Source organism: Streptomyces sp. CA-251387 (assembly GCF_050936625.1).
Lineage (GTDB): Bacteria > Actinomycetota > Actinomycetes > Streptomycetales > Streptomycetaceae > Streptomyces.
The window spans coordinates 2148608-2174938 of the sequence record NZ_JBNJMJ010000001.1 but is presented as its reverse complement, the minus strand read 5'-3'; the positions used below and the strand labels follow the sequence as shown (position 1 = coordinate 2174938).

General features: G+C 70.0%; 24 protein-coding genes and 4 pseudogenes. 20 read left to right on the top strand and 8 right to left on the bottom strand.

Annotated features, from left to right (window positions below):
- Positions 1-79: 79 nt before the first annotated feature.
- The 7 genes from ACQEV2_RS09655 to ACQEV2_RS09625 all read right to left on the bottom strand — a co-directional run bounded on the left by ACQEV2_RS09655 (position 80) and on the right by ACQEV2_RS09625 (position 6747).
- Complete coding sequence (locus ACQEV2_RS09655) at positions 80-301, bottom strand: hypothetical protein (protein ID WP_433038638.1); 222 nt, start codon at positions 299-301, stop codon at positions 80-82.
- Between the two features lie 241 nt (positions 302-542).
- Complete coding sequence (locus tag ACQEV2_RS09650; RefSeq protein WP_433038635.1) at positions 543-1532, bottom strand: zinc-dependent alcohol dehydrogenase family protein; 990 nt, start codon at positions 1530-1532, stop codon at positions 543-545.
- Positions 1529-2395: a carbohydrate ABC transporter permease gene (locus ACQEV2_RS09645; protein ID WP_433038633.1), complete on the bottom strand. Its 867-nt coding sequence runs from the start codon at positions 2393-2395 to the stop codon at positions 1529-1531. The genes ACQEV2_RS09650 and ACQEV2_RS09645 overlap by 4 nt, the downstream gene beginning before the upstream one ends.
- Positions 2395-3342, bottom strand: a complete 948-nt coding sequence (locus ACQEV2_RS09640) for a carbohydrate ABC transporter permease (RefSeq protein WP_433038631.1) — start codon at positions 3340-3342, stop codon at positions 2395-2397. Before ACQEV2_RS09640 ends, ACQEV2_RS09645 begins: the two co-directional genes overlap by 1 nt.
- Entirely contained in the window at positions 3342-4703 is a 1362-nt protein-coding gene (locus ACQEV2_RS09635) for an ABC transporter substrate-binding protein (RefSeq protein WP_433038628.1), read from the bottom strand. Before ACQEV2_RS09635 ends, ACQEV2_RS09640 begins: the two co-directional genes overlap by 1 nt.
- A gap of 123 nt (positions 4704-4826) precedes the next feature.
- Complete coding sequence (locus ACQEV2_RS09630) at positions 4827-5609, bottom strand: DeoR/GlpR family DNA-binding transcription regulator (protein ID WP_433038624.1); 783 nt, start codon at positions 5607-5609, stop codon at positions 4827-4829.
- A 313-nt stretch (positions 5610-5922) separates the two neighbouring features.
- Positions 5923-6747 (bottom strand): NAD-dependent epimerase/dehydratase family protein, encoded by an 825-nt coding sequence (locus ACQEV2_RS09625; protein ID WP_433038622.1) that lies wholly within the window; start codon positions 6745-6747, stop codon positions 5923-5925.
- A 177-nt stretch (positions 6748-6924) separates the two neighbouring features.
- Between ACQEV2_RS09625 and ACQEV2_RS09620 the strand changes: the two genes are divergently transcribed.
- Positions 6925-7878, top strand: coding sequence for a 5-dehydro-4-deoxyglucarate dehydratase (locus ACQEV2_RS09620; protein WP_433038619.1), 954 nt, complete (start codon positions 6925-6927; stop codon positions 7876-7878).
- Positions 7875-9038 carry a hypothetical protein gene (locus ACQEV2_RS09615; protein ID WP_433038617.1) on the top strand — a complete coding sequence of 388 codons (1164 nt, stop codon included), beginning with the start codon at positions 7875-7877 and terminating at the stop codon, positions 9036-9038. Before ACQEV2_RS09620 ends, ACQEV2_RS09615 begins: the two co-directional genes overlap by 4 nt.
- On the opposite strand, the gene ACQEV2_RS09610 is transcribed toward ACQEV2_RS09615, so the two are convergent.
- The gene (locus ACQEV2_RS09610; RefSeq protein WP_433038615.1) at positions 8975-10210 is read right to left on the bottom strand and encodes an MFS transporter; all 1236 of its coding nucleotides are present in this window, start codon (positions 10208-10210) and stop codon (positions 8975-8977) included. The genes ACQEV2_RS09615 and ACQEV2_RS09610 overlap by 64 nt on opposite strands.
- A 61-nt stretch (positions 10211-10271) precedes the next feature.
- Here ACQEV2_RS09610 and ACQEV2_RS09605 point away from each other — a divergent pair, with 61 nt between their 5' ends.
- The 18 genes and pseudogenes from ACQEV2_RS09605 to ACQEV2_RS09520 all read left to right on the top strand — a co-directional run bounded on the left by ACQEV2_RS09605 (position 10272) and on the right by ACQEV2_RS09520 (position 26270).
- Positions 10272-10529 carry a VOC family protein gene (locus ACQEV2_RS09605; RefSeq protein ID WP_433038611.1) on the top strand — a complete coding sequence of 86 codons (258 nt, stop codon included), beginning with the start codon at positions 10272-10274 and terminating at the stop codon, positions 10527-10529.
- A gap of 97 nt (positions 10530-10626) precedes the next feature.
- Complete coding sequence (locus ACQEV2_RS09600; RefSeq protein ID WP_433038609.1) at positions 10627-11088, top strand: DUF6010 family protein; 462 nt, start codon at positions 10627-10629, stop codon at positions 11086-11088.
- A 58-nt stretch (positions 11089-11146) separates the two neighbouring features.
- Positions 11147-11746: a TIGR03086 family metal-binding protein gene (locus ACQEV2_RS09595; protein WP_433038607.1), complete on the top strand. Its 600-nt coding sequence runs from the start codon at positions 11147-11149 to the stop codon at positions 11744-11746.
- Positions 11747-11794: 48 nt separating this feature from the next.
- A complete protein-coding gene (locus tag ACQEV2_RS09590) occupies positions 11795-12442 on the top strand; it encodes a dihydrofolate reductase family protein (protein WP_433038605.1) in 648 nt (215 codons plus the stop codon).
- Positions 12443-12496: 54 nt separating this feature from the next.
- Positions 12497-13124, top strand: a pseudogene (locus tag ACQEV2_RS09585) (MBL fold metallo-hydrolase).
- A 190-nt stretch (positions 13125-13314) separates the two neighbouring features.
- The gene (locus ACQEV2_RS09580) at positions 13315-13983 is read left to right on the top strand and encodes a GntR family transcriptional regulator (protein WP_433038602.1); all 669 of its coding nucleotides are present in this window, start codon (positions 13315-13317) and stop codon (positions 13981-13983) included.
- Positions 13980-14888 (top strand): dihydrodipicolinate synthase family protein, encoded by a 909-nt coding sequence (locus tag ACQEV2_RS09575; RefSeq protein WP_433038600.1) that lies wholly within the window; start codon positions 13980-13982, stop codon positions 14886-14888. The genes ACQEV2_RS09580 and ACQEV2_RS09575 overlap by 4 nt, the downstream gene beginning before the upstream one ends.
- Positions 14889-15019: 131 nt before the next feature.
- Positions 15020-16659: pseudogene (araD, locus tag ACQEV2_RS09570) on the top strand (L-arabinonate dehydratase).
- A 157-nt stretch (positions 16660-16816) separates the two neighbouring features.
- Positions 16817-17752 (top strand): carbohydrate ABC transporter permease, encoded by a 936-nt coding sequence (locus tag ACQEV2_RS09565; protein WP_433038597.1) that lies wholly within the window; start codon positions 16817-16819, stop codon positions 17750-17752.
- The gene (locus ACQEV2_RS09560) at positions 17749-18645 is read left to right on the top strand and encodes a carbohydrate ABC transporter permease (protein ID WP_433038595.1); all 897 of its coding nucleotides are present in this window, start codon (positions 17749-17751) and stop codon (positions 18643-18645) included. The genes ACQEV2_RS09565 and ACQEV2_RS09560 overlap by 4 nt, the downstream gene beginning before the upstream one ends.
- An 11-nt stretch (positions 18646-18656) precedes the next feature.
- Positions 18657-19946 (top strand): pectate lyase family protein, encoded by a 1290-nt coding sequence (locus ACQEV2_RS09555; RefSeq protein WP_433054309.1) that lies wholly within the window; start codon positions 18657-18659, stop codon positions 19944-19946.
- Positions 19943-21112, top strand: coding sequence for a Gfo/Idh/MocA family protein (locus ACQEV2_RS09550; protein WP_433038592.1), 1170 nt, complete (start codon positions 19943-19945; stop codon positions 21110-21112). The genes ACQEV2_RS09555 and ACQEV2_RS09550 overlap by 4 nt, the downstream gene beginning before the upstream one ends.
- On the top strand, positions 21112-21957 hold the full coding sequence (locus tag ACQEV2_RS09545; RefSeq protein WP_433038590.1) for a PmoA family protein: 846 nt from the start codon (positions 21112-21114) through the stop codon (positions 21955-21957). The genes ACQEV2_RS09550 and ACQEV2_RS09545 overlap by 1 nt, the downstream gene beginning before the upstream one ends.
- Positions 21954-22247: pseudogene (locus tag ACQEV2_RS09540) on the top strand (family 43 glycosylhydrolase); the annotation flags it as partial. The gene ACQEV2_RS09545 and the pseudogene ACQEV2_RS09540, both read left to right, overlap by 4 nt.
- Positions 22237-22599 (top strand): annotated as a pseudogene (locus ACQEV2_RS09535) (pectinesterase family protein); the annotation flags it as partial. The pseudogenes ACQEV2_RS09540 and ACQEV2_RS09535, both read left to right, overlap by 11 nt.
- Positions 22600-22659: 60 nt before the next feature.
- Positions 22660-24018: an ABC transporter substrate-binding protein gene (locus ACQEV2_RS09530; RefSeq protein WP_433038587.1), complete on the top strand. Its 1359-nt coding sequence runs from the start codon at positions 22660-22662 to the stop codon at positions 24016-24018.
- Positions 24019-24126: 108 nt separating this feature from the next.
- The gene (locus ACQEV2_RS09525; RefSeq protein ID WP_433054306.1) at positions 24127-24921 is read left to right on the top strand and encodes a rhamnogalacturonan acetylesterase; all 795 of its coding nucleotides are present in this window, start codon (positions 24127-24129) and stop codon (positions 24919-24921) included.
- Positions 24922-24959: 38 nt separating this feature from the next.
- Positions 24960-26270, top strand: coding sequence for a pectate lyase family protein (locus ACQEV2_RS09520; protein ID WP_433038585.1), 1311 nt, complete (start codon positions 24960-24962; stop codon positions 26268-26270).
- Positions 26271-26331 lie beyond the last annotated feature (61 nt).

The window sequence follows — 26331 nt, the reverse complement described above, 5'->3', positions numbered from 1 at the left end:
GCTGTCATGCCCGGTGAACGAGCGGGGGCGTTTTACCGTTCCCTTACTCAGGGGCCATTTGGTGGAAGGAGGGGCGGGGTCAGCGGCGGTTGCGGGGGTGGTTGCGGGCGGTGCGTTCGTTGCCGCGTTTGTAGTTCCCGGTCCAGCGGGCCATGACGAGCTGGGGGTCGCCCGTTTCCACCTCCGTGCGGAAGTCGTCGGCTCGGGGGCCGCGGAGGGTTGTGGCGGGGTGGCCGTGGTGGGTGATGCGGATGGTGCCGTCCGGGTGGGCCTCGTAGTGGAAGCCGTGGGGGCTTGGCATGGCCGGATCGTACGGGCGTACGGCGGCCCGACCCACCGATTTTCGCCCCGCCGCCGCCCCTACCCGTCCCATCCCCAGGGGCGCTGCCCCTTTCGACCCCGGTTCCTGGGGGCCTGCGGCCCCCAGACCCCCGCTTCGGCCCTGAAGGGGCCTCGTCCTCAAACGCCGGACGGGCTGAGTGCAGCTGACCACGGGCGAGAGGTGGCTCCCCGCCCGGAGTCTGGGGCGGGGGCGAAGGAGGCTACGGGACGACCACGATCTTGCGGCCCACTCCGGACGCGAACTGCTCCAGCGCCTCCGGGTAGCGCTCCAGCGGGATGCGGTCGCTGATGAAGACCTCGGGGTCCAGGACCCCGTTCGCGAACAGCTCCGCCGCCCGCTCGAAGCTGTGCAGGACCGCCATGGAGCCCGTGATGGTGATCTCCTGGTTGTAGATGCGGTACGGGTCGATCGTCACCCGCGTCGCATAGTCCGCCACCCCGAACTGCAGGAACGTCCCCGCCTTCGCCACCCGGTCCAGGCCGTCCTGGATCGCCGCCGCGTTGCCGGTCGCGTCCACCACCAGGTCCCAACCCTGCGGCCGGTCCAGTTCGTCGGGGTTGGCCGCCGACGCCGAGGCGCCGAGGCGGCGGGCCGTCTCCAGCCGTGCCGGGTTCACGTCCACCACGTCCACGCTCGCCGCGCCGGTCCGCTTGGCGAGCTCCAGCATCATCAGGCCCATCGTTCCCGAGCCGTAGATGAGGACGTGGGCGCCCAGGCGGGACTGCAGGACGTCGTAGCCGCGTACCGCGCACGACAGGGGCTCCACCAGAGCCGCGTCCTGCGTGCGGACGTGCTCCGGCAGCTTTACGCAGTTCGCCACCGGAGCGACCGCGTACTGCGCCGCGCCCCCCGCCGTCGTCACGCCGATCGCCGCCCACCGCTCGCACAGGTTGTTGTGGCCGGTACGGCAGTAACGGCACTCGTAGCAGTACAGGGACGGGTCCACCGCCACCCTGTCGCCGACCGACAGTTCCGTGACCCGGGTGCCGACCCCGACCACCTCGCCCGCGAACTCGTGCCCGGGCACGATCGGCAGCTTCGGCGCGAACTCGCCCTGCAGGATGTGCAGATCGGTTCCGCACAGGCCGCACGCCGCGACCTCGACCACGACCTCGCGCGGTCCTGGCGTCGGGTCCGGGACCTCGGCGACGACGGCCTTGCCCACGGACTCGATGACGGCGGCCTTCATTTCACGGCTCCCAACGACAGGCCCTGGACCAGCTTGTCCTGGGCGGCGAACCCCGCGGCGAGCACCGGCAGGGAGATGACGAGCGACGCGGCGCACACCTTCGCCAGGAACAGGCCCTGGCTGGTGATGAAGCCGGTCAGGAAGACAGGGGCCGTCTCGGCCACCACGCCGGTCAGCACACGAGCGAACAGCAGCTCGTTCCAGCTGAAGATGAAGCAGATCAGGGACGTTGCGGCGATGCCCGGCAGGGCGATGGGGGCGACCACGCGTCCCAGGATCGTCGGCAGCCTCGCGCCGTCGATCTGCGCCGCCTCGATGATCGCGACCGGCACCTCGGCGAGGAAGGACTGCATCATCCACACCGCGATCGGCAGGTTCATGGCCGTGTAGAGGATGACCAGCGCCCAGATGTTGTCGAGCAGGCCGGAATTCTTCGCGAACAGGTAGATCGGCAGCAGGCCCGCCACCAGCGGCAGCATCTTGGTGGAGAGGAAGAAGAACAGGACGTCCGTCCACTTCTTCACCGGGCGGATCGATAGTGCGTAGGCGGCGGGCAGCGCCAGGAGCAGGGTCAGCAGCGTCGAGGCCAACGAGGCCGTCAGCGAGTTGATCAGGGAGGGCCAGGGGCTGGCGCCGCCGCCCGCGCCGAAGAACTCGCGGTAGCTGTCCAGGGTGAGAGAAGCGGCGAGGGAGGGCGGGTTGGTCGCGGCGTCCGCCTCCGAATGGAAGGACGTCAGGGCCATCCAGAGGATGGGGAGGACGAACAGGATGCCGGCCAGCCAGGCGGCGACTCCCAGGGCAGCGCCCTGGAACCGGCCGCGGAACGGCAGTCGTCGCGGGCCTGCGGTGGTGAGCGTGGTCATCAGCGGGACACCTCCGCGCGGAACAGGGACGACACGACGCGCAGGGCGAAGGTCGCGAGGATGATCGAGCCGATGACGACGATGACGCCGGCCGCCGAGGCGAGGCCGTTCTCGTGGGCCTGGTAGAAGGTCTGGTAGATGGTGTACGGCAGGTTCGCGGTGCCCAGACCGCCGGAGGTGATGGTGTACACCGCGTCGAAGTTCTGCACGATGTAGATCGAGCCGAGCAGCACGCTCAGTTCGATGTAGCGGCGGATGTGCGGCAGCGTCATGTGGACGAACACCTGCCAGTCGTTCGCGCCGTCCACCCGTGCCGCCTCGATGAGCTGCGGGTCGCGGCTCTGCAGTCCGGCGAGCAGGATCAGCGTCATGAACGGGGTCCACTGCCAGATCAGGGACGCTTCGACGGCCATCAGCGGCATCTCGGAGATCCAGTCCGGCTGGGTCGCCCCGTCCCCTCCGATCCAGTGCAGGATGCCGTTGAACAGGCCGTATTCAGGGTTGAAGAGCACGTGCTTCCACAGCAGCGCGGCCGCGATCGGCACCAGCAGGAACGGGGCGATGAGCATGGTGCGGACCGCTGCCCGGCCGCGGAATTTCCGGTCCAGCAGCAGCGCCAGCAGCAGGCCCAGCACCAGGCTGACGAGTACGACCGTGGCGGTCAGCAGGACCGTCGTCCACACCGACTTGCGCAGTTCGGGTGTGCTCAGCACTTCCGAGTAGTTGGCGAAACCGGCGAAGTGGCGGTCGTCGGGGTAGAGGGCGTTCCAGTCGAAGAACGAGATGACCAGGGTGGCCACGAAGGGCAGCTGCGTCACGACGATCATGAAGATCAGCGCGGGGAGCAGCGGGGCCCGGGTGGCCCAGGCGCGCATACGGTTGGGCCGCCGGGCCGCCGGCCGCGGGGAGGCGGCGGCGACCCGGGTGGGGGGAGTCGTCACGGTCATTACTGGTACTTCTTTCCGACGGCCTCGGCGAGCTTCTGCGCCTTGCTCAGCGCGCTGTCCACCGACTGGCGGCCGGCGATCGCGGAGCTGATCTCCTGGGAGACCTTGGTGCCCAGGTCGGTGAACTCGGGGATGCCGACGAACTGGATGCCGGGCGCGGGCCGGGGCTGCACGCCCGGGTCCTCGGGCTTGGCGTTCGCGATGGCGTCCCGGGTGACGTCCGCGAAGGCGGCCGCCTCCTTGCGGTAGTCCGGGATGTCGTAGGTCGAGGCCCGCTTGCCGGCCGGCACGTTGGCCCAGCCGATCTTCTCGCCGACGAGCTTCTCGTAGTCCTTGCCGGAGGCCCAGGAGATGAACTTCCAGGCGTTCTCGGCGTTCTTGGACGCCTTCTGGATGCCCCAGGCCCAGGTGTAGAGCCAGCCGGAGCTGTCGGTCTTGTCGACCGGGGCGGGTACGTAGCCGATCTTGCCCTTGACCGGGGAGCCGGAGGCCTCCAGGGAGCCGGCGCCGGCGGTGGCGTCGTACCACATGGCCGTCTTGCCCTGGGTCATGTTGTTCAGGCACTCGGCGTAGCCGGACTGGGCGGCGCCGGACTCGCCGTGCTTGCGGACGAGGTCGACGTAGAACCGCGTGGCCTCCTTGGACTCCTTGGAGTCCAGCTGTGCGTTCCAGTCCTTGTCGAACCAGGTGCCGCCGAAGGTGTTGATGACCGTGGTCAGCGGCGCCATGACCTCGCCCCAGCCGGGCAGGCCGCGCAGGCAGATGCCCTTCATGCCGGACTCGGCGCCGCCCACCTTGGCGGCGAGGTCGGCGACCTGCTTCCAGGTGGGCTTGGCCGGCATGGTCAGCCCTTCCTTCTCGAAGACGTCCTTGCGGTACATCAGGAAGGAGGACTCGCCGTAGAAGGGCTCGCCGTAGAGCTTGCCGTCCTCGGCGGTGAGGGCCTGCGTCATCGGCTTGAGGATGTCGCCCTGGTCGAAGGCCTTGTCGCCCTTGACGTACGAGTCCAGGGAGTGGAGCCAGCCGTTCTTGGCGTAGATCGGGATCTCGTAGTTGCTCAGGGTGGCGACGTCGTACTGGCCCGCCTGGTTGGCGAAGTCCTGGCTGATCTTGTCGCGGACGTCGTTCTCGGGGAGCACGGTGAAGTTCACCTTGATCCCGGTGTCCTTGGTGAAGTTGTCAGCGGTGAGCTTCTGCAGCTCGACCATCTGCGGGTTGTTCACCATCAGGACGTTGATGGAGTCGCCGCCGGAGGATCCGGACCCGCCGGCGCCCGCGCAGGCGGCGAGCGGAGTGATCAGCGTCCCTACGGCAGCCACGAGGAGGAGGTGGCGTGGCGCGCGTCGGCTCTGGGTTCGCATGTGGTGCTCCTGGACATTAGGAACAAAGGGGACGGGGGTGGGTATGGAGGTGCCTTGTGGAGTGGGTTGGCTGGATTTCTGGATCTTCGGTTGGGTGCGTGCTGCCGGGGATCGGCTCGGCCGTCAGACGCGGATGACCTGCGGTCCCAGCAGGGAGTAGCGGTGGGCCTCGGCCGCGGGGAGCAGGGTGCTCGTCACGATCGCCTCCAGGGCGCCGACGTCGGCGAACCGGCAGAAGCTGACCGCTCCGAACTTGGTGTGCACCCCGGCGAAGACCGTGCGCCGCGCGGACCGGATCGCCTGCGACTTGACCTCGCTGACGGCGGGGTCGGGGGTGGTGAGGCCGTGATCGCGGGAGATGCCGTTGGCGCCGATGAACGCCAGGTCGATGACGAAGCCGGCGAGCATCTTCGTGGTCCAGTGGTCGACGGTCGCCAGCGTGCCGGAGCGCACCCGCCCGCCGAGCAGCAGGACCGACATGTTCTCGGCCTCGGCGAGCGAACCCGCGACCGGCAGGGACGCGGTGACCACGGTCAGCGGCCGGTCCCTGGGCAGGGCCTCGGCGACGAGCTGCGGGGTGAAGCCCTCGTCGACGAAGACCGTCTCGGCGTCCCCGAGCAGCCCGGCCGCCGCGGCCGCGATCCGGCGCTTCTCGGGCACATGGCTGGTGGCGCGGAAGGCGAGCGTCGTCTCGAAGCCGGCGCTCTCCACGGGGTAGGCGCCGCCGTGGGTGCGGCGGAGCAGGCCGTGGTCCTCCAGGACACGCAGGTCCCGGCGTACGGTCTCCTTGGCGACGCCCAGTTCGGTGGCGAGCTCGGTGACGTCGACCGAGCCGGCGGCCCGCGCCAGGCGCACGATCTCACGCTGGCGTTCCTCGGCGGTCTTCGCCGCATTCGCCGTCGTCATCGTCGACACCCGCTTCCGTGCTGTGCTGCGTGACTCGATCGCCTCCGGGGCGGTCGGGTCGTGTTGCCCGTTCGGGCCCGGTGGGGCCCATGGGGGAAGTTCTACAGCGGCAAAGCGGGACTGAACAGGCCTGTTGTCAAGTCGATGCTGCCCGTTTCTGCCCGTTCGGCGCTGCGCGTGACCGTCTCGGACCTGGGCGGCCGTAGATCGCGACGTGAGATCGGGCAGCGCGGATGCCCGAATACGGAAGCGGACGGGTCCGTTCGGTGCCCGTCCGCTCTCCGGACGCTCGTTTTCCGCCGCGCCGGCGGCCTCAGTACGGCCAGATCGGCGGGTCGCTCACGAAGTGGCCGCCCAGGTAGGCGTGCGCGATGTTCTCCGGGTCGAGCTCGCCCTGCTCGGCGATGAGCTTCTCGGCGTACGGCTCGGAGTCGTCCTGCGGTTCGTAGCCGAGGGCGCGGGCGGTGGTCAGGTCCCACCACAGGCGCGTGTTCGCGGAGGAGCCGTAGACGACCGTGTGCCCGACGTGCCCGGCGGTCAGCGCCGCGTGGAAGAGGCGGGCGCCGTCGGCGGGGCTCATCCACACCGAGAGCATGCGGACGCTGGTCGGCTCGGGGAAACAGGAGCCGATGCGCACGGACACCGTTTCCAGGCCGTGCTTGTCCCAGTAGAACTGGGCCAGGTCCTCGCCGAAGGACTTGGACAGGCCGTAGAAGGTGTCCGGGCGGCGCGGGGTGTCGATGGGGATGAGGGCGCCCGGGTCGTGCGGTGGCTCGCCCTGGGGGCGGGGTGTGAAGCCCACCGCGTGGTTGGAGGAGGCGAAGACGATGCGGCCCACGCCCTCCTCGCGGGCGGCCTCGTACAGGTGGTAGGTGCCCTCGATATTGGCCTTGAGGATCTTCTCGAAGGGGGCTTCCAGGGAGATGCCCGCGAGGTGGATGATCGCGTCGACGCCCCGGACGGCCTCGCGCACGGCGTCCTTGTCGGCGAGGTCGGCGACGATCGCGTCCGGTTCGCCCTCGACGGGGCGCAGGTCGAGCAGCCGCAGTTCGTAGCCGTACGCCGGGAGCAGGTCCCGCATCAGGGTGCCGAGCCCGCCTGCGGCGCCGGTGAGCAGAACGGTGCGGGGGGCTGGCATCCTCGGTTCTCCTTCGGTCAGCGGCCGCATGTGTGCACGGTATTCACATTCGTGGACTAGTTAAGGATCATCACCCTCTCGCGTCAAGGGTGGTGCAGTGCGTGTTCATAAACATAAACTCTGATCAGTATCCTGCACTCACTCGTTCCCGTTCCCGTCTCGTCCCAGGGAGAGCCCGTGACGCCTGCCCCCCTCGCCGCACGACTCAGCATTCCCAGCGGGCCCTTGTTCTTCCCGGTCACGGCGTACGGCCCCGACGGCGCGGTCGACCTCGACACCTACCGCGCCCATGTGCGCCGAGGCGTGGAGGCCGGGGCCGCCGCCGTGTTCGCGTGCTGCGGCACCGGGGAGTTCCACGCGCTCACGCCCGAGGAGTTCGAGGCATGCGTGCGGGCGGCCGTCGAGGAGACGGCGGGCCGGGTGCCGGTCGTCGCGGGCGCCGGATACGGCACCGCCCTCGCCGTGCGGTACGCGCGGCTCGCCGAGGCGGCCGGGGCGGACGGGCTGCTCGCCATGCCGCCGTATCTCGTCGTCGCCGGACAGGAGGGGCTGCTGCGGCACTACAGGGAGGTGGCCGCGGCGACCGCGCTGCCCGTCATCGTCTACCAGCGCGACAACGCCGTGTTCACCCCGGACACCGTCGTCGAACTGGCCCGCACCGACGGGATCATCGGCCTCAAGGACGGTCTCGGCGACCTGGACCTCATGCAGCGGATCGTCAGCGCCGTACGCACCGTAGTCCCGGGCGACTTCCTCTACTTCAACGGCCTGCCGACCGCCGAGCAGACCCAGCTCGCCTACCGTGCCATCGGCGTCCCGCTCTACTCCTCCGCCGTGTTCTGCTTCGCCCCGGAGATCGCCCTCGCCTTCCACCGGGCCCTGGAGGCGGGCGACGACACCACCGTCGGCCGCCTCCTCGACGGCTTCTACCGCCCGTTCGTCGAACTGCGCGCCCAGGGCCGCGGATACGCCGTCGCCCTCGTCAAGGCGGGTGTACGGCTGCGCGGTCTGGACGTGGGGGAGGTCCGGCCTCCGCTGCACGAGCCGAGCGAGGATCATGTCAAGCAGCTCGCTCAGATCATCGAGCGCGGGTACGCGCTGCTGGAGAAGGAGCCGGAGGACACCAAGTGAAGGCGTCGGCATTCGTCTACCCCTGGGACGTCAACGGAGACCCGGAGGCACCCGGGAGGATCGCCGCCCTCGGCGTGGATCAGGTGACGCTCGCCTCCGCCTACCACTCCACCCGCGCCCTCACCCCCCGCCACCCGCACCACCGCATCGTCACCGCCGAGCACGCGGCCGTGCTCTACCCGGCGGACGGCCGGTGGCAGGGCCGGGAACTGCGCCCGTACCCGGCCGGGGACTGGGCGCCCGGCGATGCCTTCGGCGAGGCGGCCGCCGCGCTCGCGGGCGCCGGCCTCGAGGTGCACACCTGGGTGGTCCTGGCCCACAACTCCCGCCTGGGCGCCGAGCACCCGGACACCTCGGTCGTCAACGCCTACGGCGACCGTTACCCGTGGGCCCCCTGCATCGCGCAGACCGCCACGCACGCGTACCTCGTCGACCTGGCCGCCGAGGCCGCCGTACGCCCCGGGGCACACGGCACCGAGCTGGAGTCCCTCGGCTGGTACGGGCTCCAGCATCTGCACGCCCACGACAAGACGGCCGGGGTGCCGCTCGGGGACGCCGGGCAGTACCTGATGTCGCTCTGCTTCTGCCCCACCTGCCGGGAGGGCTACGGCGCCCAGGGCCTGGACGCCGACGAGCTCGCGGCCGCCGTACGCGCCGCCCTGGAGCCGCTGTGGCAGGGCACGGTTGCCGCCGAGGGCTGGGCCGGGGTCGAGAAGCTGCTCGGCGAGTCGAACGCGACGGCCACGCGCGCGTGGCGCGACGAAACCGCCCGCACGCTCCAGGAGGCGGCGGTCCAGGCGGTTCGCCGGGCCGCTCCCGACGGCTTCCAGGTGCTGCTGCACGCGGACCCGGTGACGTACCACTGCGGCGCCAACGCGGGCGTCGACCCCGCGCACATCCTGTCCGTCGCGGACGGCGTGGTCGTGCCGTGCGCGGGCGGCCCCGGGCTGCTGACGCCCTTCGCCGAGCAGGGCCGCGAGGGCGCCGTCATCGCCGCCAACTTCGGCGTGGTCTCCGGGATGGGCGGCAGCCCGGGCACGCTCGCGTCGGACGCGGCACGCGCGCGTGAACTCGGGGCCACGGAAATCCGGCTCTATCACGCCGGGTTGGCGTCGGACGGGGACTTGGTGGCGGTGCGGGAAGGGCTCGCCGGACTCTGAAGCAGCGGCAGGGCGGTCACCAGCCATGTCAGGCCGATGACCGCCAACAGCGGCCGTACGTCGAGCAGTTCGACCAGGGCCGCCCCCGCCGCCAGCCCGACGACGTTCGGCGTGAGGACGAGGGTGTTCGCCGTGGCGGCCGTACGGCCCAGCAGCGCGTCCGGCGTCTCACGCTGTACGGCCGTGAGCGCGGCGATCAGGACGCAGGGCAGGCCCGCACCGATCGCCGCGCTGCAGGCCAGGGCCACCGGGTCCGACGGGATCGCCCGCAGGCCCGCCGCGGCCGCCGTCAGGGCGATGCCGTACGCGGCGAAACGGCGTTCGCCGAGGCGGCGCAGGGCCGGCCCGGACAGCAGCCCGATCGCCACGGACCCCGCGCCCTGGACGGCGTACAGCACACCGGCGTACGCGGGCGTGTGCCCGAGGCCGTCGATGACGGCGTACGCCATCGCCCCGTTGAGACCGGCGAACAGCATGGTGGTGCCGCCGGCCAGGACGAGCGGGCGCAGCCGCGGGTGCGACCACAGATGGCGGGCTCCCTCGGCGGTCTGCGCCCGCCAACCGCCGCCCCGCACCTCGGGTTTGCTCTCGCAGACCCGGAGGCAGGCGTACAGGCCGGTCGCGACCACGAACGTCACGGCGTCGAGCAGGGCGACGCCCGCACCGCCGTACGCCGCGTAGACGCCCGCGCCGGCCAGTGGGGCGAGGAGCTTCATGCCCTCGGTGGCCGTCATGCGCAGCCCGTTGAAGTCCCCGAGCAGGGACGGCTGGACGGCGGTGGCGACGAGGGCGGACTCGGCGGCGTCGTGCACCACGCCTGCCGCGCCGTAGACGAACAGGACGGCGAAGAGGAGCCAGACGCCGTCCGGGGAATCGACGGTGACGAGGGTGAGCAGGAGGGCGGCCAGCAGGAGGTTCGCGCCGATCAGCAGTGGTTTGCGGCGCGTGCGGTCGGCGAGCGTGCCGAGGAGGGGGCCGGCCAGGGTGGGCGCCCACATGGCGAGCATGCACAGCGCGGCCAGGCCGTCGGAGCCGGTGAGGTCCTTGACCCAGACGCCGGATGCCAGCCACAACGCCGACGTGCCGAAGCCGGAGACCACGACTCCGGTGAGGTAGAGGCGGGCGTTGCGGTCGCGCAGGAGGGGCCATGCCGCGGTCCATGTCGTCGTCATGCCTGGCCATCGTGGAGCTAAGGAGGGCGGGCGCGGATCGGGAAGGTGCTCTAGGAATGAGATGCGGCTGCACTCGGGGCGGGGCGGGACCGACGCCGGCGGCGTCCTCAGTCACTTCGTCATCAAGGTGGAGTCGATGGACGCCACCCTCGCGGAGCTCGCCGCCCGGGGTATCGACGCCGAGGCGCCCGTCTCGCCGTACGGTTCGGACGACTTCCGGACTGCGTGGATCACGGATCCGGACGGCAACCGGATCGAACTCGTCCAGTGGCCGGCCGGCCATCCCGACGGCCTCAGTGCGGCCGACTGGCAGGACTGAGGCGGGTCAACGGCGGCAAGCGGCTCGGCGGGAATCCGTCGGAAGCTGTCGGCAATGCCTCTGGGGCGGCTGAGGTGCCGGTCCTAGCGTCGGGATCATGACTTACGCGCTTCCCGTACTCGTCGGGCTTGTCTACGTCCTCCTCATGTGCCTCGTGCGTGAACCGCACCGGCGCCGCCTCAACGCCCTCATGGTGGGCGGAGCGGGCGCCGCCTACCTGAGTGGTGGGGGGCTCGGCGGGTGGGAGTTCGCGTTCACCGCGCTCGCCACCTATGTCGCCTACCGGGGCCTGGACTCGTGGGCCTTCATCGGCGTCGGCTGGCTGCTGCACACCGGCTGGGACGTCGTGCACCACCTCAAGGGCAACCCGATCATCCCGTTCGCCCGTGACTCCTCCCTGGGGTGCGCGATCTGCGACCCGGTGATTGCCTTGTGGTGCCTGGCCGGCGGCAGGACGCCGCGCGAACTGGTCCGGGTGGTGCGCGCCGGGCGGCTCGGGAGTGCCGGGCGCGGCGCGAGTGCCGCGCGGGTCGAGGTCGTGCAGACCGGCGCGCGATGAGTTTCCGGGCCGGGGGCAGTCCACCCTCCATGACCCCGGGAACCGCAAGGAGCACCCGATGACCGACACGACCACCCTCGACCTCCGACCGCAGGCCCGCATCGTGGCCCACCTCGCGGAAGGCGTGACCGACGACCAGCTCTCGGCGCCGACGCCCTGCCCGGGCATGGCGGTGCGCAACCTGCTGGGGCACCTGCTCGGTCTGGCCGTCGCCTTCCGTGATGCCGGCCGCAAGGACCTGGGCCCCACGACCGACACCGACCCCGACGCCGTCCTCCCGGACATCGGCCCCGGCTGGCGCGAGGAGCTGCCCAAGGTCCTGGCGGAACTGGCCGAGGCATGGCGCGACCCGGCCGCCTGGACCGGCGAGACCCGCGCGGGCGGCGTGCCACTGACGGGTGCGGAGGCGGGCGTCGTCGCGGTGGACGAGCTGGTGATCCACGGCTGGGACCTGGCCCGCTCGACCGGCCAGGGCTACGAGCCCGACCCGCCTGCCCTGCAGCTGTCGTACGGCATGCTCCTCGCAGCCGCCGACGACCCGAGCAGGGGAGGCGGCATCTTCGGCCCGGTCGTCCCCGTCCCGGACGACGCTCCGCTGCTCGACCGGGCGGTGGGGTTGAGCGGGCGGGATCCGCAGTGGCGCCCGTCGGCCGTATAGGCCCACCTTCACAAGCCGCAACCAACGCGAAGAAGGGAAACACCAGCCATGTCACTAGCCCGCGTCCACAACTTCTCCATCTCGCTCGACGGCTTCGGCACCGGTGAGGGTCTGAGCCATGACGCGCCGTTCGGCCACGCCGGCGAAAGGCTGCACGAGTGGATGTTCGCCACCCGGTGGTGGCACGAGATGGTCGGCAAGTCAGGCGGGACCGGCGGCCTCGACGACGCCTTCGCGCGACAGTTCGCGCCCGGGATCGGCGCCGAGATCATGGGCGCAGGGAAGTTCGGCTTCCCCGGTTGGCACGAGGACCCGGAGTGGAAGGGGTGGTGGGGGCCCAACCCGCCGTTCCACACACCGACCTTCGTCCTCACCCATCGTGTGCGCCCGTCGATCGAGATGGAGGGCGGCACGACGTTCCACTTCCTCGACACCTCGCCCGCCAAGGCGCTGGAGACGGCCCGCGAGGCCGCGGGCGGCCAGGACGTGCGCATCGGCGGGGGTGTCACCGTGCTCCGCGACTTCCTTGCCGCCGGGCTCATCGACCACCTGCACGTGGTGGTGGTCCCGATCCTGCTGGGCCGAGGCGTACGCCTCTGGGACGGACTGGAGGACGTCCAGAAGGATTACGAGGTCGAGGCGACCTCCTCGCCCAGCGGAGTCACGCACGTGACGTTCACCCGTGCGGGGCTCTGAGGGCGCCGAGGTCGAGGAACGCCCGAGGGCCGGACAGTACGTACGCTTCCCTCCATGCCCCTCACCCTCACCGTCCTCGGCACGGCCTCCCCGCACCCTGCCCCCGGCCGCCCCTGCTCCGGCTATCTGGTGCGCGGCGGCGGGGCCGAGGTGTGGGTGGACGCCGGGACCGGGACTTTCGCGGAGTTGCAGCGGCATACGGATCCGGCGCTTGTAGCTCCGCTGGGTGACCGGGGGTAACCGCCGTAGGACTGCTGGCCGTCCCCGAGTGCGGGCCCGTCGTGGCTGGTCGCGCAGTTCCCCGCGCCCCTAGGTGAGCTGCAGCGACCGCACCCACATTGCACCGCCACCCACGACACTGAGACCTGCGAACAGTGCACCGACCGCCAGAGCCCGTCCTCGCGTACCCGGGGACCGAAGGCCCTGTCCCGCCCTCACCGAACTCGCCCGCGACGCCGACCTGTTCCTGTGCGAGGCCGACATCCATGAGCATCGCGATGGCGAACAGGTGCACCTGACGCCCGAGGACGCCGGAACCGCCGCCCGCGAGGCGGGCGTACGGGAGCTCGTCGTCACGCATGCCGGGCCCACGCTCACCCCGGAGGCGGCGGCCTCCCGCGCCGCCGCGGTCTTCGGCGGGCCCACCGTCGCCGCGCGCGAAGGTCACCTCCTGCGTTTCTGAGGCAACCTCAAGTTCCTTTGTCAGAAGCATTGACGAAACATGCGCCCCCTCCTACCTTCATCGCGTCGTACTTCGTACGTCATATATGAGACGCGATACGCGAGATCCCCTACCTGAGATCCCCTACCTGAGATCCCCTACGCGAGATCCCCTACGCGAGATCCATCTCGCGAAGATCCGAGAGGCGCGCATGACCTCTGTGCCCACGCCGATCCCCTCCCGCACGCAGTACGTGCTGGAGGAGATCAAACGCCGCATCCTCACCGGGCAGTTGACGCCCGGTCAGGCCCTGGTCGAGACCGAGCTCGCCGCACAGTTCGGGGTGTCGAAGACCCCGGTGCGCGAGGCGCTCAAGACGCTGGCCGGGACCGGGCTGGTCATGATGAGCCAGTACAAGGGCGTCACGGTGCGCATGGTGGACGCGGACATGGCGCGCGAGGTGTACGACGTACGGCTGCTGCTGGAACCCGAGGCGCTGAAGCGGGCCGTGCGGCGTGGGGCCTCGCTCGATGCGGCGCGGGACGCCCTGACCCGCGCCGACGCCGCCACCGACACCGCCGAACGGTCGCTCGCCAACCGGGAGTTCCACCGCGCCCTCTACCTGCCCTGCGGCAACCCGCTGCTCGGCCGGATGCTCGACGAGGTCCGCGACCAGGCCGCCCTCGTCTCCGCCGTCGCCTGGGCCGCCTCGCCCTCCTGGGAGCGGGAGGCCGGCGAGCACCGGGAGATCCTGCGGCTCGCGCTCGAAGGGGACGCCGACGGCGCCGCGCGTGCCCTGCACGCCCACATCGCGTCGTTCGTCGAGCGGGCCTTCCCCGAGGCGGGTTCCGAGGTCCAGGGAGAGGACGGTCCGGCATGACAACGACGTTCGAGACCCAGCGGACGGCCCTGGCCGACGTGGTGGCGATCCCGGTGACCCCGTTCGCCGAGGACGGCACCGTCGACCAGGCCGCCCACCGGGCCCTGCTGCGTCGTCTCCTCGACGGGGGCATCACCACCCTCACCCCCAACGGCAACACCGGTGAGTTCTACGCCCTCACACCCGAAGAGCGTCGCCTCGTCACCGAGTTGACCATCGACGAGGCCAGGGAGCGCGCTGTCATCCTCGTCGGCGTCGGGCATGACATTCCCACCGCCATCGCCACCGCCCGGCACGCCCGCGAGCTCGGCGCCGAGATGGTGATGGTCCACCAGCCCGTCCACCCGTACGTCTCCCAGAGCGGCTGGGTCGACTACCACCGCGCCATCGCCGAGGCCGTGCCCGAGCTCGGCGTCGTCCCGTACATCCGCAACGCCCAGCTCAGCGGCGCACGCCTCGCCGAACTCGCCGACGACTGCCCGAACGTCATCGGCGTGAAGTACGCCGTGCCGGACGCCGCCAAGTTCGCCGCCTTCGCCCGTGACGCCGGCCTGGAGCGCTTCGTGTGGGTCGCCGGGCTCGCCGAGCCGTACGCCCCCTCATACTTCTCCGCGGGCGCCACCGGCTTCACCTCCGGACTCGTGAACGTCGCCCCGTCCGTTTCGCTGAACATGATCGAAGCGCTTCGATCCGGGGACTACCCGGGCGCAATGAAGGTCTGGGAGCAGATCCGCCGCTTCGAGGAGCTGCGCGCCGCGAACGGCTCCGCCAACAACGTCACCGTCGTCAAGGAGGCCCTAGCCTCTCTCGGCCTGTGCCGCCGCGACGTCCGCCCGCCGAGCCGGCACCTGCCCGAGGCCGAGCGCGCCGAGGTCGCCGCGATAGCCGCCGGGTGGTCGATATGACCGACAGGATCGACAGAATCGACAGGGGCGACAGGGGCGACAGGGCTGCACGAAAGCGTCCCGAGGAACTCAGAAGCCATCAGTGGTACGGCACCGAGGGTCAGCTGCGCACCTGGTCGCACAACGCCCGCATGCGCCAGCTGGGATACGAGGCGGAGGAGTACCGGGGCCGCCCGGTGATCGCCGTCCTCAACACCTGGTCCGACATCAACCCCTGCCACGTCCATCTGCGTGAGCGTGCCGAGGCGGTCAAGCGGGGGGTGTGGCAGGCCGGGGCTTCCCGCTCGAGTTTCCGGTCTCCACCCTCTCGGAGACGTACCAGAAGCCGACCCCGATGCTCTACCGCAACCTCCTCGCGATGGAGACGGAGGAGCTGCTGCGGTCGTATCCGATCGACGCGGCGGTGCTGCTCGGCGGCTGCGACAAGTCGACGCCCGCGCTGCTGATGGGCGCGGCCTCGGCCGACGTACCGTCGGTCTTCGTGCCCGCGGGGCCGATGCTGCCGGGGCACTGGCGCGGTGAGACCCTCGGGTCCGGCACCGACATGTGGAAGTACTGGGACGAGCACCGCGCGGGCAACCTGACGGACTGCGAACTGCGGGAGCTGCAGGGCGGGTTGGCGCGTTCCCCCGGCCACTGCATGACCATGGGGACCGCGTCCACGATGACCGCGGCGGCGGAAGCCCTCGGTATGACACTGCCGGGCGCCTCCTCGATCCCGGCCGTCGACTCCGGGCACGAGCGGATGGCCGCCGCCTCCGGGCGCCGGGTCGTGGAGCTCGCCTGGACGGGGCTTGAGCCGTCCATGATCCTCACCCGCGAGGCCTTCGAGGACGCCGTCACCACGGTGCTCGGGCTCGGCGGCTCCACCAACGCGGTCATCCATCTGATCGCGATGGCCGGCCGCGCGGGCATCAAGCTCACCCTCGACGACTTCGACCGCATCGCCCGTACCGTGCCGGTGCTCGCGAACGTCCGGCCCGGCGGTCGGACGTACCTCATGGAGGACTTCTACTTCGCCGGCGGCCTGCCCGCCTTCCTCTCGCGGATCACCGACCTGCTGCACCTGGACCGGCCGACGGTCAACGGCACCTTGGCCGAGCAGATCGAGGGCGCCGTCGTCCACAACGACGACGTCATCCGCCCCCGCGACAACCCGGTCGCCGGCGAGGGCGGGGTCGCCGTGCTGCGCGGCAACCTCTGCCCGGACGGCGCCGTCATCAAGCACATCGCCGCCGAGCGGCACCTGCTCAAGCACACGGGACCGGCCGTCGTCTTCGACGACTACAAGACCATGCAGCGCACCATCAACGACCCGTCGCTGAACATCACCGCGGACAGCGTGCTGGTGCTGCGCAACGCCGGGCCCAAGGGCGGCCCGGGCATGCCCGAGTACGGCATGCTGCCGCTGCCCGACCATCTGCTGAAACAGGGCGTACGGGACATGGTGCGGATCTCCGACGCCCGGATGAGCGGCACGAGTTACGGCACGTGCGTGCTGCACATCGCGCCCGAGTCGTACGTCGGCGGCCCGCTGGCCCTCGTACGCACCGGGGACACGATCACCCTGGACGTCGAGGCGCGCATCCTCCAACTCAACGTGGCCGACGACGAGTTGGAGCGCCGCCGAGCCGAGTGGACCGCACCGCCCACCCGCTACGAGCGCGGCTACGGCGCCCTCTACAACGAACAGATCACCCAGGCCGACACCGGCTGCGACTTCGAGTTCCTGGCCCGCCCGGGCAAGTCCCCAGCCCCCTACGCAGGCTGACACCAACGCCGCAAAGGGGCGCGGGGAACTGCGCGACAAGCCACACGCACCCGCAGCCGCCACAAGACCGCAAGAGGCACCCACGCACAGCGAGAAAGCGCTTCCCGCACCACAAAAGCAAGCCTCACGCACGACGTACCAAGAACGGAGACCAGTCATGGCCCAAGCCGCAGCCGTGGCGAAACCGCCCGCGCCACCCCGGCGGCGCCGTGCCTCCGCCACGCCGCGCAGGCTCCCGTATCTGCTGATCGCCCCGGCGGCCCTGCTCATGCTGGGCTTCATCGCCTACCCGGTCATCAGCGTCTTCTACTACAGCCTGCAGGAGTACAACCCCACCAAGCCGTGGCGCAACGGCTTCGCGGGCTTCGACAACTTCGTCCACGCCTTCACCGAGGACCCGCTGTTCTGGGACACGCTGGTCTTCAGCGCCAAGTGGGTGTTCGTCGAGGTCGGGCTGCAGCTGCTGTTCGGGCTCGCGCTCGCGCTGATCGTCAACCAGACCTTCGTGGGCCGGGCACTGGGCCGCGCCCTGGTGTTCTCGCCGTGGGCCGTCTCCGGCGTGCTGACCTCGGCGATCTGGGTGCTGCTCTACAACTCCCAGACCGGCATCACCCGTTACCTCGCGGACGTGGGCATCGGCTCCTACGGCACCAGCTGGCTGTCGGACACCTCCACCGTGTTCCCGGCGGCGATCGTCGCCGACCTGTGGCGGGGCGTGCCGTTCTTCGCGATCCTCATCCTCGCCGACCTCCAGTCCGCCTCGAAGGACCTGTACGAGGCCGCCGAGGTCGACGGGGCCAGCTGTATCAAGCAGTTCTGGCACATCACCCTGCCCCATCTGAAGGACGCCATCGTCCTGTCCACGCTGCTGCGCGCGGTGTGGGAGTTCAACAACGTCGACCTGCTCTACACCCTCACCGGTGGCGGGCCGGCCGGCGAGACCACGACGCTCCCGCTCTACATCGCCACCATCAGCGTCGACGCACACAACTTCGGCTACGCGTCCGCCCTGACCACGGTCGCGTTCGTGATCCTGCTCTTCTGCTCGATGGTCTATCTGCGGCTGAGCAAGTTCGGAGGTGAGGACAAGTGAGCGTCAAGGAAGCCACCAAGGCCGCGCCCGCCCCTGTGCGTGCCGCCCCCGAACCGCCGCGTCCGTCGAAGAAGAACCGTTCCTGGGACGAGGTTCCGCGCTGGCAGATCTACCTCCCGCTGTCGATCTACCTGGTCTTCACCCTCATCCCCTTCTACTGGATCCTGCTCTTCTCGCTCCGCCCGGCCGGTTCGATCTCGCTCGTGCCCTGGCCGATCACCTTCGACCATTTCGAGAAGGTCTGGACGGAGCGGAGCTTCGGCACCTACTTCCAGAACAGCGTGCTGGTCGGTGTCGTCACCCTGCTGATGACGACCCTCGTCGCCCTGGCCGGCGGATACGCCCTCGCCCGCTTCAACTTCAAGATCAAGCGCGCGTTCATGCTCGCCCTGCTCTGCTCCCAGTTCGTGCCGGGCGCGCTGCTCCTGGTGCCGCTGTTCGAGATCTTCGCCGAACTCCGGATGATCAACTCGCTGGGCAGCGTCATCATCGCGGAGACGGTCTTCCAGTTGCCGCTGTCGATGATCCTGATCAGCAACTTCATCAAGAACGTGCCGTACTCCCTGGAGGAGGCGGCCTGGGTCGACGGCTGCAACCGGATGACGGCCTTCAGGATCGTCGTCCTGCCACTGCTGCGGCCCGGTCTGATCGCCGTCGGCTCCTTCGCCTTCGTGCACTCCTGGAACCACTTCCTGTTCGCCCTGATGTTCCTCAACAACCAGGAGAAGCAGACCATCCCGGTCGGCCTCAACACCCTGATGGGCGCGGACAGCGTCGACCTGGGCGCACTCGCCGCGGGCGGCATCATCGCGGCCGTACCGGTGGTGATCGTGTTCGCCTTCATCCAGAAGTGGCTGATCACGGGCTTCAGTGCGGGGGCGGTGAAGGGGTGAGACTCCGTCGGATCACCGCGCTCACGGCTCTGTTGGGACTGCTGTGCGTCCCGGCTCACGCCGACGACACCCGCGACATCAGCCGCGACACCCTCGCCCCGAACGACGGCTGGGCGGCGGCCGACGGTGGTACCACGGGGGGTTCCACCGCCGACGACGCCCACGTCTTCACCGTACGCAACCGGAGTGAGCTGGTCCGCGCCCTCGACGGCGGCAGCGCCACCCCGAAGATCATCAGGATCGCCGGGACCATCGACGCCAACACCGACGACGACGGCGACCACCTGGACTGTGCCGACTACGCCACCGGCGGCTACAGCACCAGGAAGTACCTGGCCGCCTACGACCCCCGCACCTGGGGCTCCGCCAAGCCCAGCGGCCCGCTGGAGGAGGCCCGCCAGGCCTCGGCGGCCCGGCAGGCCGAGCGGGTCGAGCTGCCCGTCGGCCCCAACACCACGATCGTCGGACTCGGCGACTCCGAGAACCCAGCCGTCCTCAAGGGCGCCAGCCTCCAGCTCAGGGGCGCCGACAACGTCATCGTCCGCAACCTCGAACTCCGCGACGCCTACGACTGCTTCCCCGTCTGGCAGCCCAACACCGGCGGCCTCGGCGACTGGAAGACCGCGTACGACAACATCTGGCTGCGCGGCGCCACCCACGTCTGGATCGACCGCGTGACCCTGAGCGACCAGGGCCACCCGGACGAGAAGGAACCCACCTACTTCGGCCGCAACTACCTCCGCCACGACGGCCTGCTGGACATCACCAACGCCTCCGACCTGGTCACCGTCTCCTGGAGCCGCTTCGCCGGCCACGACAAGGCGATGCTCATCGGCAACGGCGACACGGCGACCGGCGACCGCGGCAGACTCCGGGTCACCCTGCACCACAACGAGTTCGAGTCCGTCGTCCAGCGCGCCCCGCGCGTCCGCTTCGGGCAGGTGCACCTCTACAACAACCGGTACGTCGTCCCGGACGACGCCCACGACTACCGCTACTCCCTCGGCGTGTCGACCGAGTCGGCGATGCACGCCGAGAACAACGCCTTCCACACCCCCGGCCACATCGAGGCCGCCGACCTGGTCAAGAGCTGGAACGGCACCGCCCTCCACCAGTCCGGCACCCTCTTCAACGGCTACCCGGTCGATCTGCTCGCGATCCACAACGCCTACAACTCCGGCAGCGAGCGCGATCTCACGGCCGACGTCGGCTGGACACCTACCCTGCACACAAAGATCGACAGCGCCGAGGCGGCCGACCGGGCGGTGGCACGCGGCGCGGGCGCAGGGAGGATCCCATGAGCACTGCCGTACCCATCGTCCTCGCGGGCGCGCGCGGCCACGGCCGCTGGCACCTGGACAACATCCGCCGGCTCCAGGACAAGGGGATCGTGCGGCTGGCGGGGATCTGCGAGCTGACTCCGCTGAGCGAGGAGGAGCTCCCCGAGGGGCTCGTCCTGCCCTCGGGCGCCCCTGAGCAGTCCGCCGACTTCGGTGCCCTGCTCGACTCCACCGGCGCCCGGATCGCGGTGATCTGCACGCCGATCCCGACCCACACCGACCTGGCGCTGACGGCGGCCCGGCGTGGCGTGCACATCCTGCTGGAGAAGCCGCCCGCCCCGTCGTACGCCGAGTTCCGGCGCATGGCCGACGGGGTCGCCGAGGCCGGCGTCGCCTGCCAGATCGGCTTCCAGTCGCTCGGCTCGCACGCCGTGCCCGCGATCCGGACGCTGATGGCCGAGGGCGCGATCGGCGAGATCACCGGGATCGGCGGGGCCGGTGCCTGGGCGCGGGCCGAGGCGTACTACCGGCGGGCGCCCTGGGCGGGCAGGCGCAGGCTGAACGGCGTCGACGTGATCGACGGGGTGCTCACCAACCCGCTCGCGCACGCCGTCGCCACCGGCCTGGCCCTCAATGGCTCCCTCCGCGCCGAGGACGTCACCCACATCCAGACCGAGCTCTACCGCGCCAACGACATCGAGTCCGACGACACCTCCTGTGTCCGCGTCACCACCGAGCAGGGCCGCCCGGTCGTCGTCGCCGCGACCCTGTGCGCCGAGGACCCCGACGAGCCGTACGTCGTCGTCCACGGCGACCGCGGCCGGATCACCTTCTGGTACAAGCAGGACCGCGTCCTGCTCCAGCGCGCGAACCACGGCCCCGAGGAGTACGAGTACGGCCGTACCGACCTGCTGGAGAACCTGGTCGAGCACCTCACCGACGGCACCGACCTGCTGGTCACGCCCGAGGCGACCGGCGCCTTCATGAAGGTCGTCGAGGTGATCCGGCGGGCCCCCGACCCCGCCCCGCTGCCCGACGGGGCCTGGCAGCTGCTCCCCGACGAGCAGCGCCGGGTCGTACCCGGCATCGACGGCCTGGTCGCGGCCGCCGCCGACGCCCTCGCCCTCTACTCCGAGCTGGGCGCCCCCTGGGCGCTCCCGGCGAGAACGAAAGAGGTGAGCACCTGATGACCCCCCACGACACCGCGGTACTGCGCGTCGCGGGCCGCCCGGTCGGCCGGTACGTCACCCGGCCCGAACTGCCGGCCCGGCTCTCCCCACGCCCGTACCTGCACCCCGTCACCACCCTGGCCGGCACGGCGGTCACCGAGCTCAGTCCGGCCGACCACACACACCACCTCGGCGTCGGTGTCGCCGTTCCCGACGTCGGGGGGTCCAACTTCTGGGGCGGGCGCACCTTCGTCCGCGACCAGGGCCCGACCGAGCTGGACAACCACGGCGCCCAGCGGCACACCGACTTCCAGCTCCGCGACCCCGACGGCTTCGTCGAGGAACTGCGCTGGGTGGCGGCAGGGACGGAGCTGCTGCGCGAGCGCCGTACGGTCGCGGCCACCGAACTCACCGAGTTCGCCTGGGCGCTGGACTTCACCTTCTCGCTGACCAACGTCACCTCCGGCCCGCTGTCGATCGGCAGCCCGGCGACGAACGGCCGCCCCGGCGCCGCGTACGGCGGCTTCTTCTGGCGGGCCCGCAAAGAGGCGTCGGCGCCGGACGTGTTCACCGTCGACCGCGAGGGCGAGGAACAGGTCCACGGCACCCGTGCGACCTGGGTGGCTCTCGCGGGCTCCACCTGGACCCTGATCTTCGCCGGGGCCACCGAACAGACCCGCCGGGACCCGTGGTTCGTGCGCGCCACGGAGTACCCCGGCGTCGGATCCTCCCTCGCATCCGAGGACCGGCTGCCGATCCCGCCCGGCGAGACCGCCGTACGCCGCATCGTCACCGTCGTCGCCGACGGCCGCGTCAGCCGGCTCGAAGCGGCGTCGCTGGTCCGCAAGGCGGTGAGCCCGTGACGACCGAGACCGGGACCTACACGAACCCGATCCTCAACGCCGACTGGTCCGACCCGGACGTCGTCCGCGTCGGCGACGACTTCTACCTCACCGCCTCCAGCTTCGGCCGTGCCCCGGGCCTTCCCCTGCTGCACTCCCGGGACTTGGTCAACTGGACCCTGGTCGGGCACGCCGTCGAACGCCTCGAACCGGCCGAGGAGTTCGCTGCTCCCCGGCACGACTGCGGCATCTGGGCCCCGTCGATCCGCCACCACGACGACCGCTTCTGGATCTTCTGGGGCGACCCCGACCTGGAGCGGGAATCCGTACGGCTTCTTGATCACGAAGTCGAGGATCGTCAGCGACGCGCCCGACGGGACCTTCCACCTCGGGCGGCCCTGGCACCCGGGCGGTGAGCCGGCGGCGGTCGCGCAGGTGCTGATCCGGGAGACCGAACTGCCCGCCGCGATCAAGTCCGCGCCGTGGACCGACATGAGCGGGTTCTCGTGGAAGGACGCTCGGTTCGCGGAGTACCGGAACCACGGGCCGGGGGCCGCGATCACCGCGGATCGTCCGCAGATGAGTGACGAGGACGCCCGGTCCCACAGCGTCGCCGACTACCTCAAGGGCACGGACGGCTGGATGCCGCACGCCCACCACTGACCCCCCACAACTTCATATCTCCGTTTGATCCAGGTGTGATCCAGAAGAGAGAGCCGACCAATGAAGATCAGCAATCGCAGGAGCAGCACAGGCGGGCGCCGCACGTCGGCCGCCGTCGCCCTGAGCGCCGTGCTCGCCCTGACCGCCACCGCCTGCGGTGACGACGGCAGCGGCGGCGCCGGCGGCGACAAGGGCGCCGAGGGCAGCGGCACGGGGAAGATCGTCTTCTGGGACAACAACGGCGGTGTCCGCACCGACATCTGGAAGGAGATCATCGCCGACTTCGAGAAGGCGAACCCGGACATCAAGGTCGAGTACGTCGGGATTCCGTCCACCGACTACCAGTCCAAGGTGGACACCGCCATCCAGGGCGGCGGACTGCCGGACGTCGGGGGCGTCGGCGCGGCGATGCTCGCGGGTTTCGCCGCGCAGGGCGCGCTGGAACCGCTCGACGACCGGCTCGGCAAGTCGTCGCTGAACAGCAAGCTCAACGAGGACATGGTCGCTTCACTGAAGGCCGCGAGCGGTGGTGACGGCAAGCTGTACTCGATTCCGACCTCCGCGAACAACGGTGTGCTGTACTACCGCACCGATCTGTTCAAGAAGGCCGGGCTGGACGAGCCGACGACCTGGCACAAGTTCTACGAGGCCGCGGACAAGCTCACCAACGCCAAGAAGAACGAGTTCGGTTACACCATCCGCGGTGGTGCCGGATCCATCGCCCAGGCGCTGGACGCGATGTACGGGCAGTCCGGGATCACGTCCTTCTGGAACGGTGACAAGACCACGGTCAACGATCCGAAGAACGTGGCCGCGCTGGAGAAGTACGCCGCGCTCTACAAGAAGGTCACTCCGGCCGCCGACCTCAACAACGACTTCACCAAGATGGTCGCCCAGTGGGATTCCGGCACGATCGGGATGCTGAACCACAACCTGGGGTCGTACCAGGACCATGTGAAGGCGCTGGGCACGGACAAGTTCCGGGGGATTCCTCAGCCGGTCGGCTCCGACGGGAAGCGGGTTCAGGTCTCCAACCCCGTGGACGGCATCGGGCTGTTCAAGAGCTCCAAGAACAAGGAGGCCACCTGGAAGTTCATCGAGTTCGCCACCTCGCACGAGGAGAACTCGAAGTTCAACGAGTCGGCGGGGCAGGTGCCGGCGAACAACGACGCGGCCAAGGATGCGTGGATTTCGAAGGCCGAGCCGACGAAGTTGGCTGCCGCCGCGTTGACGGATGGGTCGACGACGATTGTGCAGTTGCCGTATTACCTGCCCGACTGGAACACGATCTCCAAGGCCGACAACGAGCCGAACTTCCAGAAGCTCCTCAATGGCGACCTGAGTGCCAAGGAATTCCTGGACACCATGGCCGATCAGCTGAACGAGGCTCAGGCCGAGTGGAAGCAACGGAACGGCTAAGAGCTCGGTCGCTTCGCTGCGCGGCCGGCTGCGGGTTGTTTGTGGCTGGTCGCGCAGTTCCCCGCGCCCCTGAGGGGGTGTCACTTCCCCCTGCTGAAAGGCACCCTTGTGTCTCTTACTCGCAGACAGGTCGGTTTGGCGGCCGTTGCCGCCGTTCCTCTCGCCCTCGCGGGCACCGGTACCGCCCAGGCAGCGCAGCGCCGTCGCACTCTCTATATCGCCGGTGATTCCACGGCCGCCCAGAAATACGCCGACGCCGCCCCTGAGACCGGGTGGGGAATGGCGCTCCCCTTCTTTCTGCACAAGGACCGGCCCGTTTCCAATCATGCGGTGAACGGGCGTAGTTCCAAGAGCTTTGTCGATGAAGGGCGGCTTGACGTCATGCTCCAGACCATCCGGCCCGGGGATATTCTTCTCGTCCAGTTCGCCCACAACGACGAGAAGGTCGCCGACCCCACTCGGTACACCGAGCCCTGGACGACGTACCAGGACTATCTGCGGCTGTACATCGACGGCGCCCGTGCCCGTGGCGCGCGGCCGGTGCTGGCCACTTCCGTGGAGCGGCGGAAGTTCGACGGGAGCGGCAACGCCGTGCCGACCCACGGCGACTATCCGGCGGCGATGCGCGCGCTCGCCCGGGAGGAGCGCGTCACGCTGCTCGACATCCAGGCGCTGTCGCTGGCGTTGTGGCAGCGGCTGGGGGTCGAGGAGACGAAGAAGTACTTCGACTGGACCGCCACCGAGCAGGACAACACCCACTTCAACCCGCCCGGCGCGATCGCCGTGGCGCGTCTTGTGGCGCAGGAGCTGCTGCGCACGCGGGTGCTCGGCCCGCAGGACGTGCGTCGGCTGGACGAGGAGATCCCGGAGTCCTGGATCACCTGGCCGCAGGCTGCCGCGTAAGACCAACCTCCTCAGACTGCAGAAAAGAGAGCCGCACAATGAACGCACAAATGTGGCATGGGCATGCCATAAGAAGGGCCGCTGTTCTGATCGGCTGCACCGCGCTCGTCCTCGGCCTCACCGGCACCGCAGCGGAGGCCCGCTCCCGTGACCTCGGGCGTGAGGTTCTCGGCGGGGCTGACGGCTGGGGCTCGGAGGGCTCCGGCACGACCGGTGGCTCGGCCGCCGACGCCGCGCACGTCTACACCGTGACTACGTGGGCGGAGGTCAAGGCCGCCCTCAGGGACGGCGGCAGTGCGCCCAAGATCATCAAGGTCAAGGGTGTGATCGACGCCGTCTCGGAGGGGTGTGACGCCTTCGCCGTCGAGGGCTACGACTTCCAGCAGTACCTCAAGGACTACGACCCGGCCGTCTGGGGCCACGACAACCCGGTCAGTGGTGAGCAGGAGGACCTGCGGGCCGCCTCCGCCGCCAACCAGGACAAGGAGATCAAGGCCAGCGTCCCTGCCAACACCACCATCGTCGGCGTTGGCAAGGCGTCCGGGATCCGCGGCGGCAGCCTCCAGATCAAGGCCGTGGACAACGTCATCGTCCGCAATCTGACGCTCGAAGCACCCATCGATTGCTTCCCGCAGTGGGACCCCACCGACGACAACAAGACCGGCGCCTGGAACTCCGAGTACGACGGTGTCGTGGTGTACGGCTCCACGCATGTGTGGGTCGACCACAACGCGCTCACCGACGGGCGTTACCCCGACAGCTCCCTGCCGTCGTACTTCGGCAAGGTCTTCCAGCAGCACGACGGGCTCCTCGACATCGTGCGCGGCGCGAACCACGTCACCGTGTCCTGGAACGACTTCGAGGACCACGACAAGACCATGCTGATCGGCAACAGCGACAGCGCCGGCTCCACCGACAGCGGCAAGCTCAAGGTCACCCTCCACCACAACCTCTTCCGGGGCATCGTGGAGCGGGCGCCGCGCGTGCGGTTCGGCCAGGTGGACTCGTACAACAACCACTTCGTCGTGACCGGCGACCAGTCGTACGCCTACACCTTCGGCGTCGGCAAGGAGTCCCAGCTGTACGCCACCGACAACGCCTTCTCGCTGCCGTCCGGTGTCAGCGCCGCCAAGACGCTGAAGAAGTGGAACGAGTCGCCGCTGACCGCCGCCAACAACTACGTCAACGGCAAGCTGACCGACCTCATCGCCGTCCACAACGCGGAGATCCCCGGCGAGACCCTCCAGTCGGGCGCCGGATGGACGCCGACCCTGCGCACCAAGGTCGACCCGCCCCAGGCGATCCCCGGGATCGTCGACCACTGCGCGGGCGCCGGACACCTGCGCTGACCGACCTGCACCGGGCCGGGGCGCCGAGCCCCGGCCCCACCACCCCCCACGGCGAGGAAGT

Coding starts and splice junctions, on each gene's coding strand:
- ACQEV2_RS09655 (WP_433038638.1), bottom strand. CDS start 301: ATGCCAAGCCCCCACGGCTTCCACTACGAGGCCCACCCGGACGGCACC.
- ACQEV2_RS09650 (WP_433038635.1), bottom strand. CDS start 1,532: ATGAAGGCCGCCGTCATCGAGTCCGTGGGCAAGGCCGTCGTCGCCGAG.
- ACQEV2_RS09645 (WP_433038633.1), bottom strand. CDS start 2,395: ATGACCACGCTCACCACCGCAGGCCCGCGACGACTGCCGTTCCGCGGC.
- ACQEV2_RS09640 (WP_433038631.1), bottom strand. CDS start 3,342: ATGACCGTGACGACTCCCCCCACCCGGGTCGCCGCCGCCTCCCCGCGG.
- ACQEV2_RS09635 (WP_433038628.1), bottom strand. CDS start 4,703: ATGCGAACCCAGAGCCGACGCGCGCCACGCCACCTCCTCCTCGTGGCT.
- ACQEV2_RS09630 (WP_433038624.1), bottom strand. CDS start 5,609: ATGACGACGGCGAATGCGGCGAAGACCGCCGAGGAACGCCAGCGTGAG.
- ACQEV2_RS09625 (WP_433038622.1), bottom strand. CDS start 6,747: ATGCCAGCCCCCCGCACCGTTCTGCTCACCGGCGCCGCAGGCGGGCTC.
- ACQEV2_RS09610 (WP_433038615.1), bottom strand. CDS start 10,210: ATGACGACGACATGGACCGCGGCATGGCCCCTCCTGCGCGACCGCAAC.
- ACQEV2_RS09605 (WP_433038611.1), top strand. CDS start 10,272: ATGCGGCTGCACTCGGGGCGGGGCGGGACCGACGCCGGCGGCGTCCTC.
- ACQEV2_RS09600 (WP_433038609.1), top strand. CDS start 10,627: ATGACTTACGCGCTTCCCGTACTCGTCGGGCTTGTCTACGTCCTCCTC.
- ACQEV2_RS09595 (WP_433038607.1), top strand. CDS start 11,147: ATGACCGACACGACCACCCTCGACCTCCGACCGCAGGCCCGCATCGTG.
- ACQEV2_RS09590 (WP_433038605.1), top strand. CDS start 11,795: ATGTCACTAGCCCGCGTCCACAACTTCTCCATCTCGCTCGACGGCTTC.
- ACQEV2_RS09580 (WP_433038602.1), top strand. CDS start 13,315: ATGACCTCTGTGCCCACGCCGATCCCCTCCCGCACGCAGTACGTGCTG.
- ACQEV2_RS09575 (WP_433038600.1), top strand. CDS start 13,980: ATGACAACGACGTTCGAGACCCAGCGGACGGCCCTGGCCGACGTGGTG.
- ACQEV2_RS09565 (WP_433038597.1), top strand. CDS start 16,817: ATGGCCCAAGCCGCAGCCGTGGCGAAACCGCCCGCGCCACCCCGGCGG.
- ACQEV2_RS09550 (WP_433038592.1), top strand. CDS start 19,943: ATGAGCACTGCCGTACCCATCGTCCTCGCGGGCGCGCGCGGCCACGGC.
- ACQEV2_RS09545 (WP_433038590.1), top strand. CDS start 21,112: ATGACCCCCCACGACACCGCGGTACTGCGCGTCGCGGGCCGCCCGGTC.
- ACQEV2_RS09530 (WP_433038587.1), top strand. CDS start 22,660: ATGAAGATCAGCAATCGCAGGAGCAGCACAGGCGGGCGCCGCACGTCG.
- ACQEV2_RS09520 (WP_433038585.1), top strand. CDS start 24,960: ATGAACGCACAAATGTGGCATGGGCATGCCATAAGAAGGGCCGCTGTT.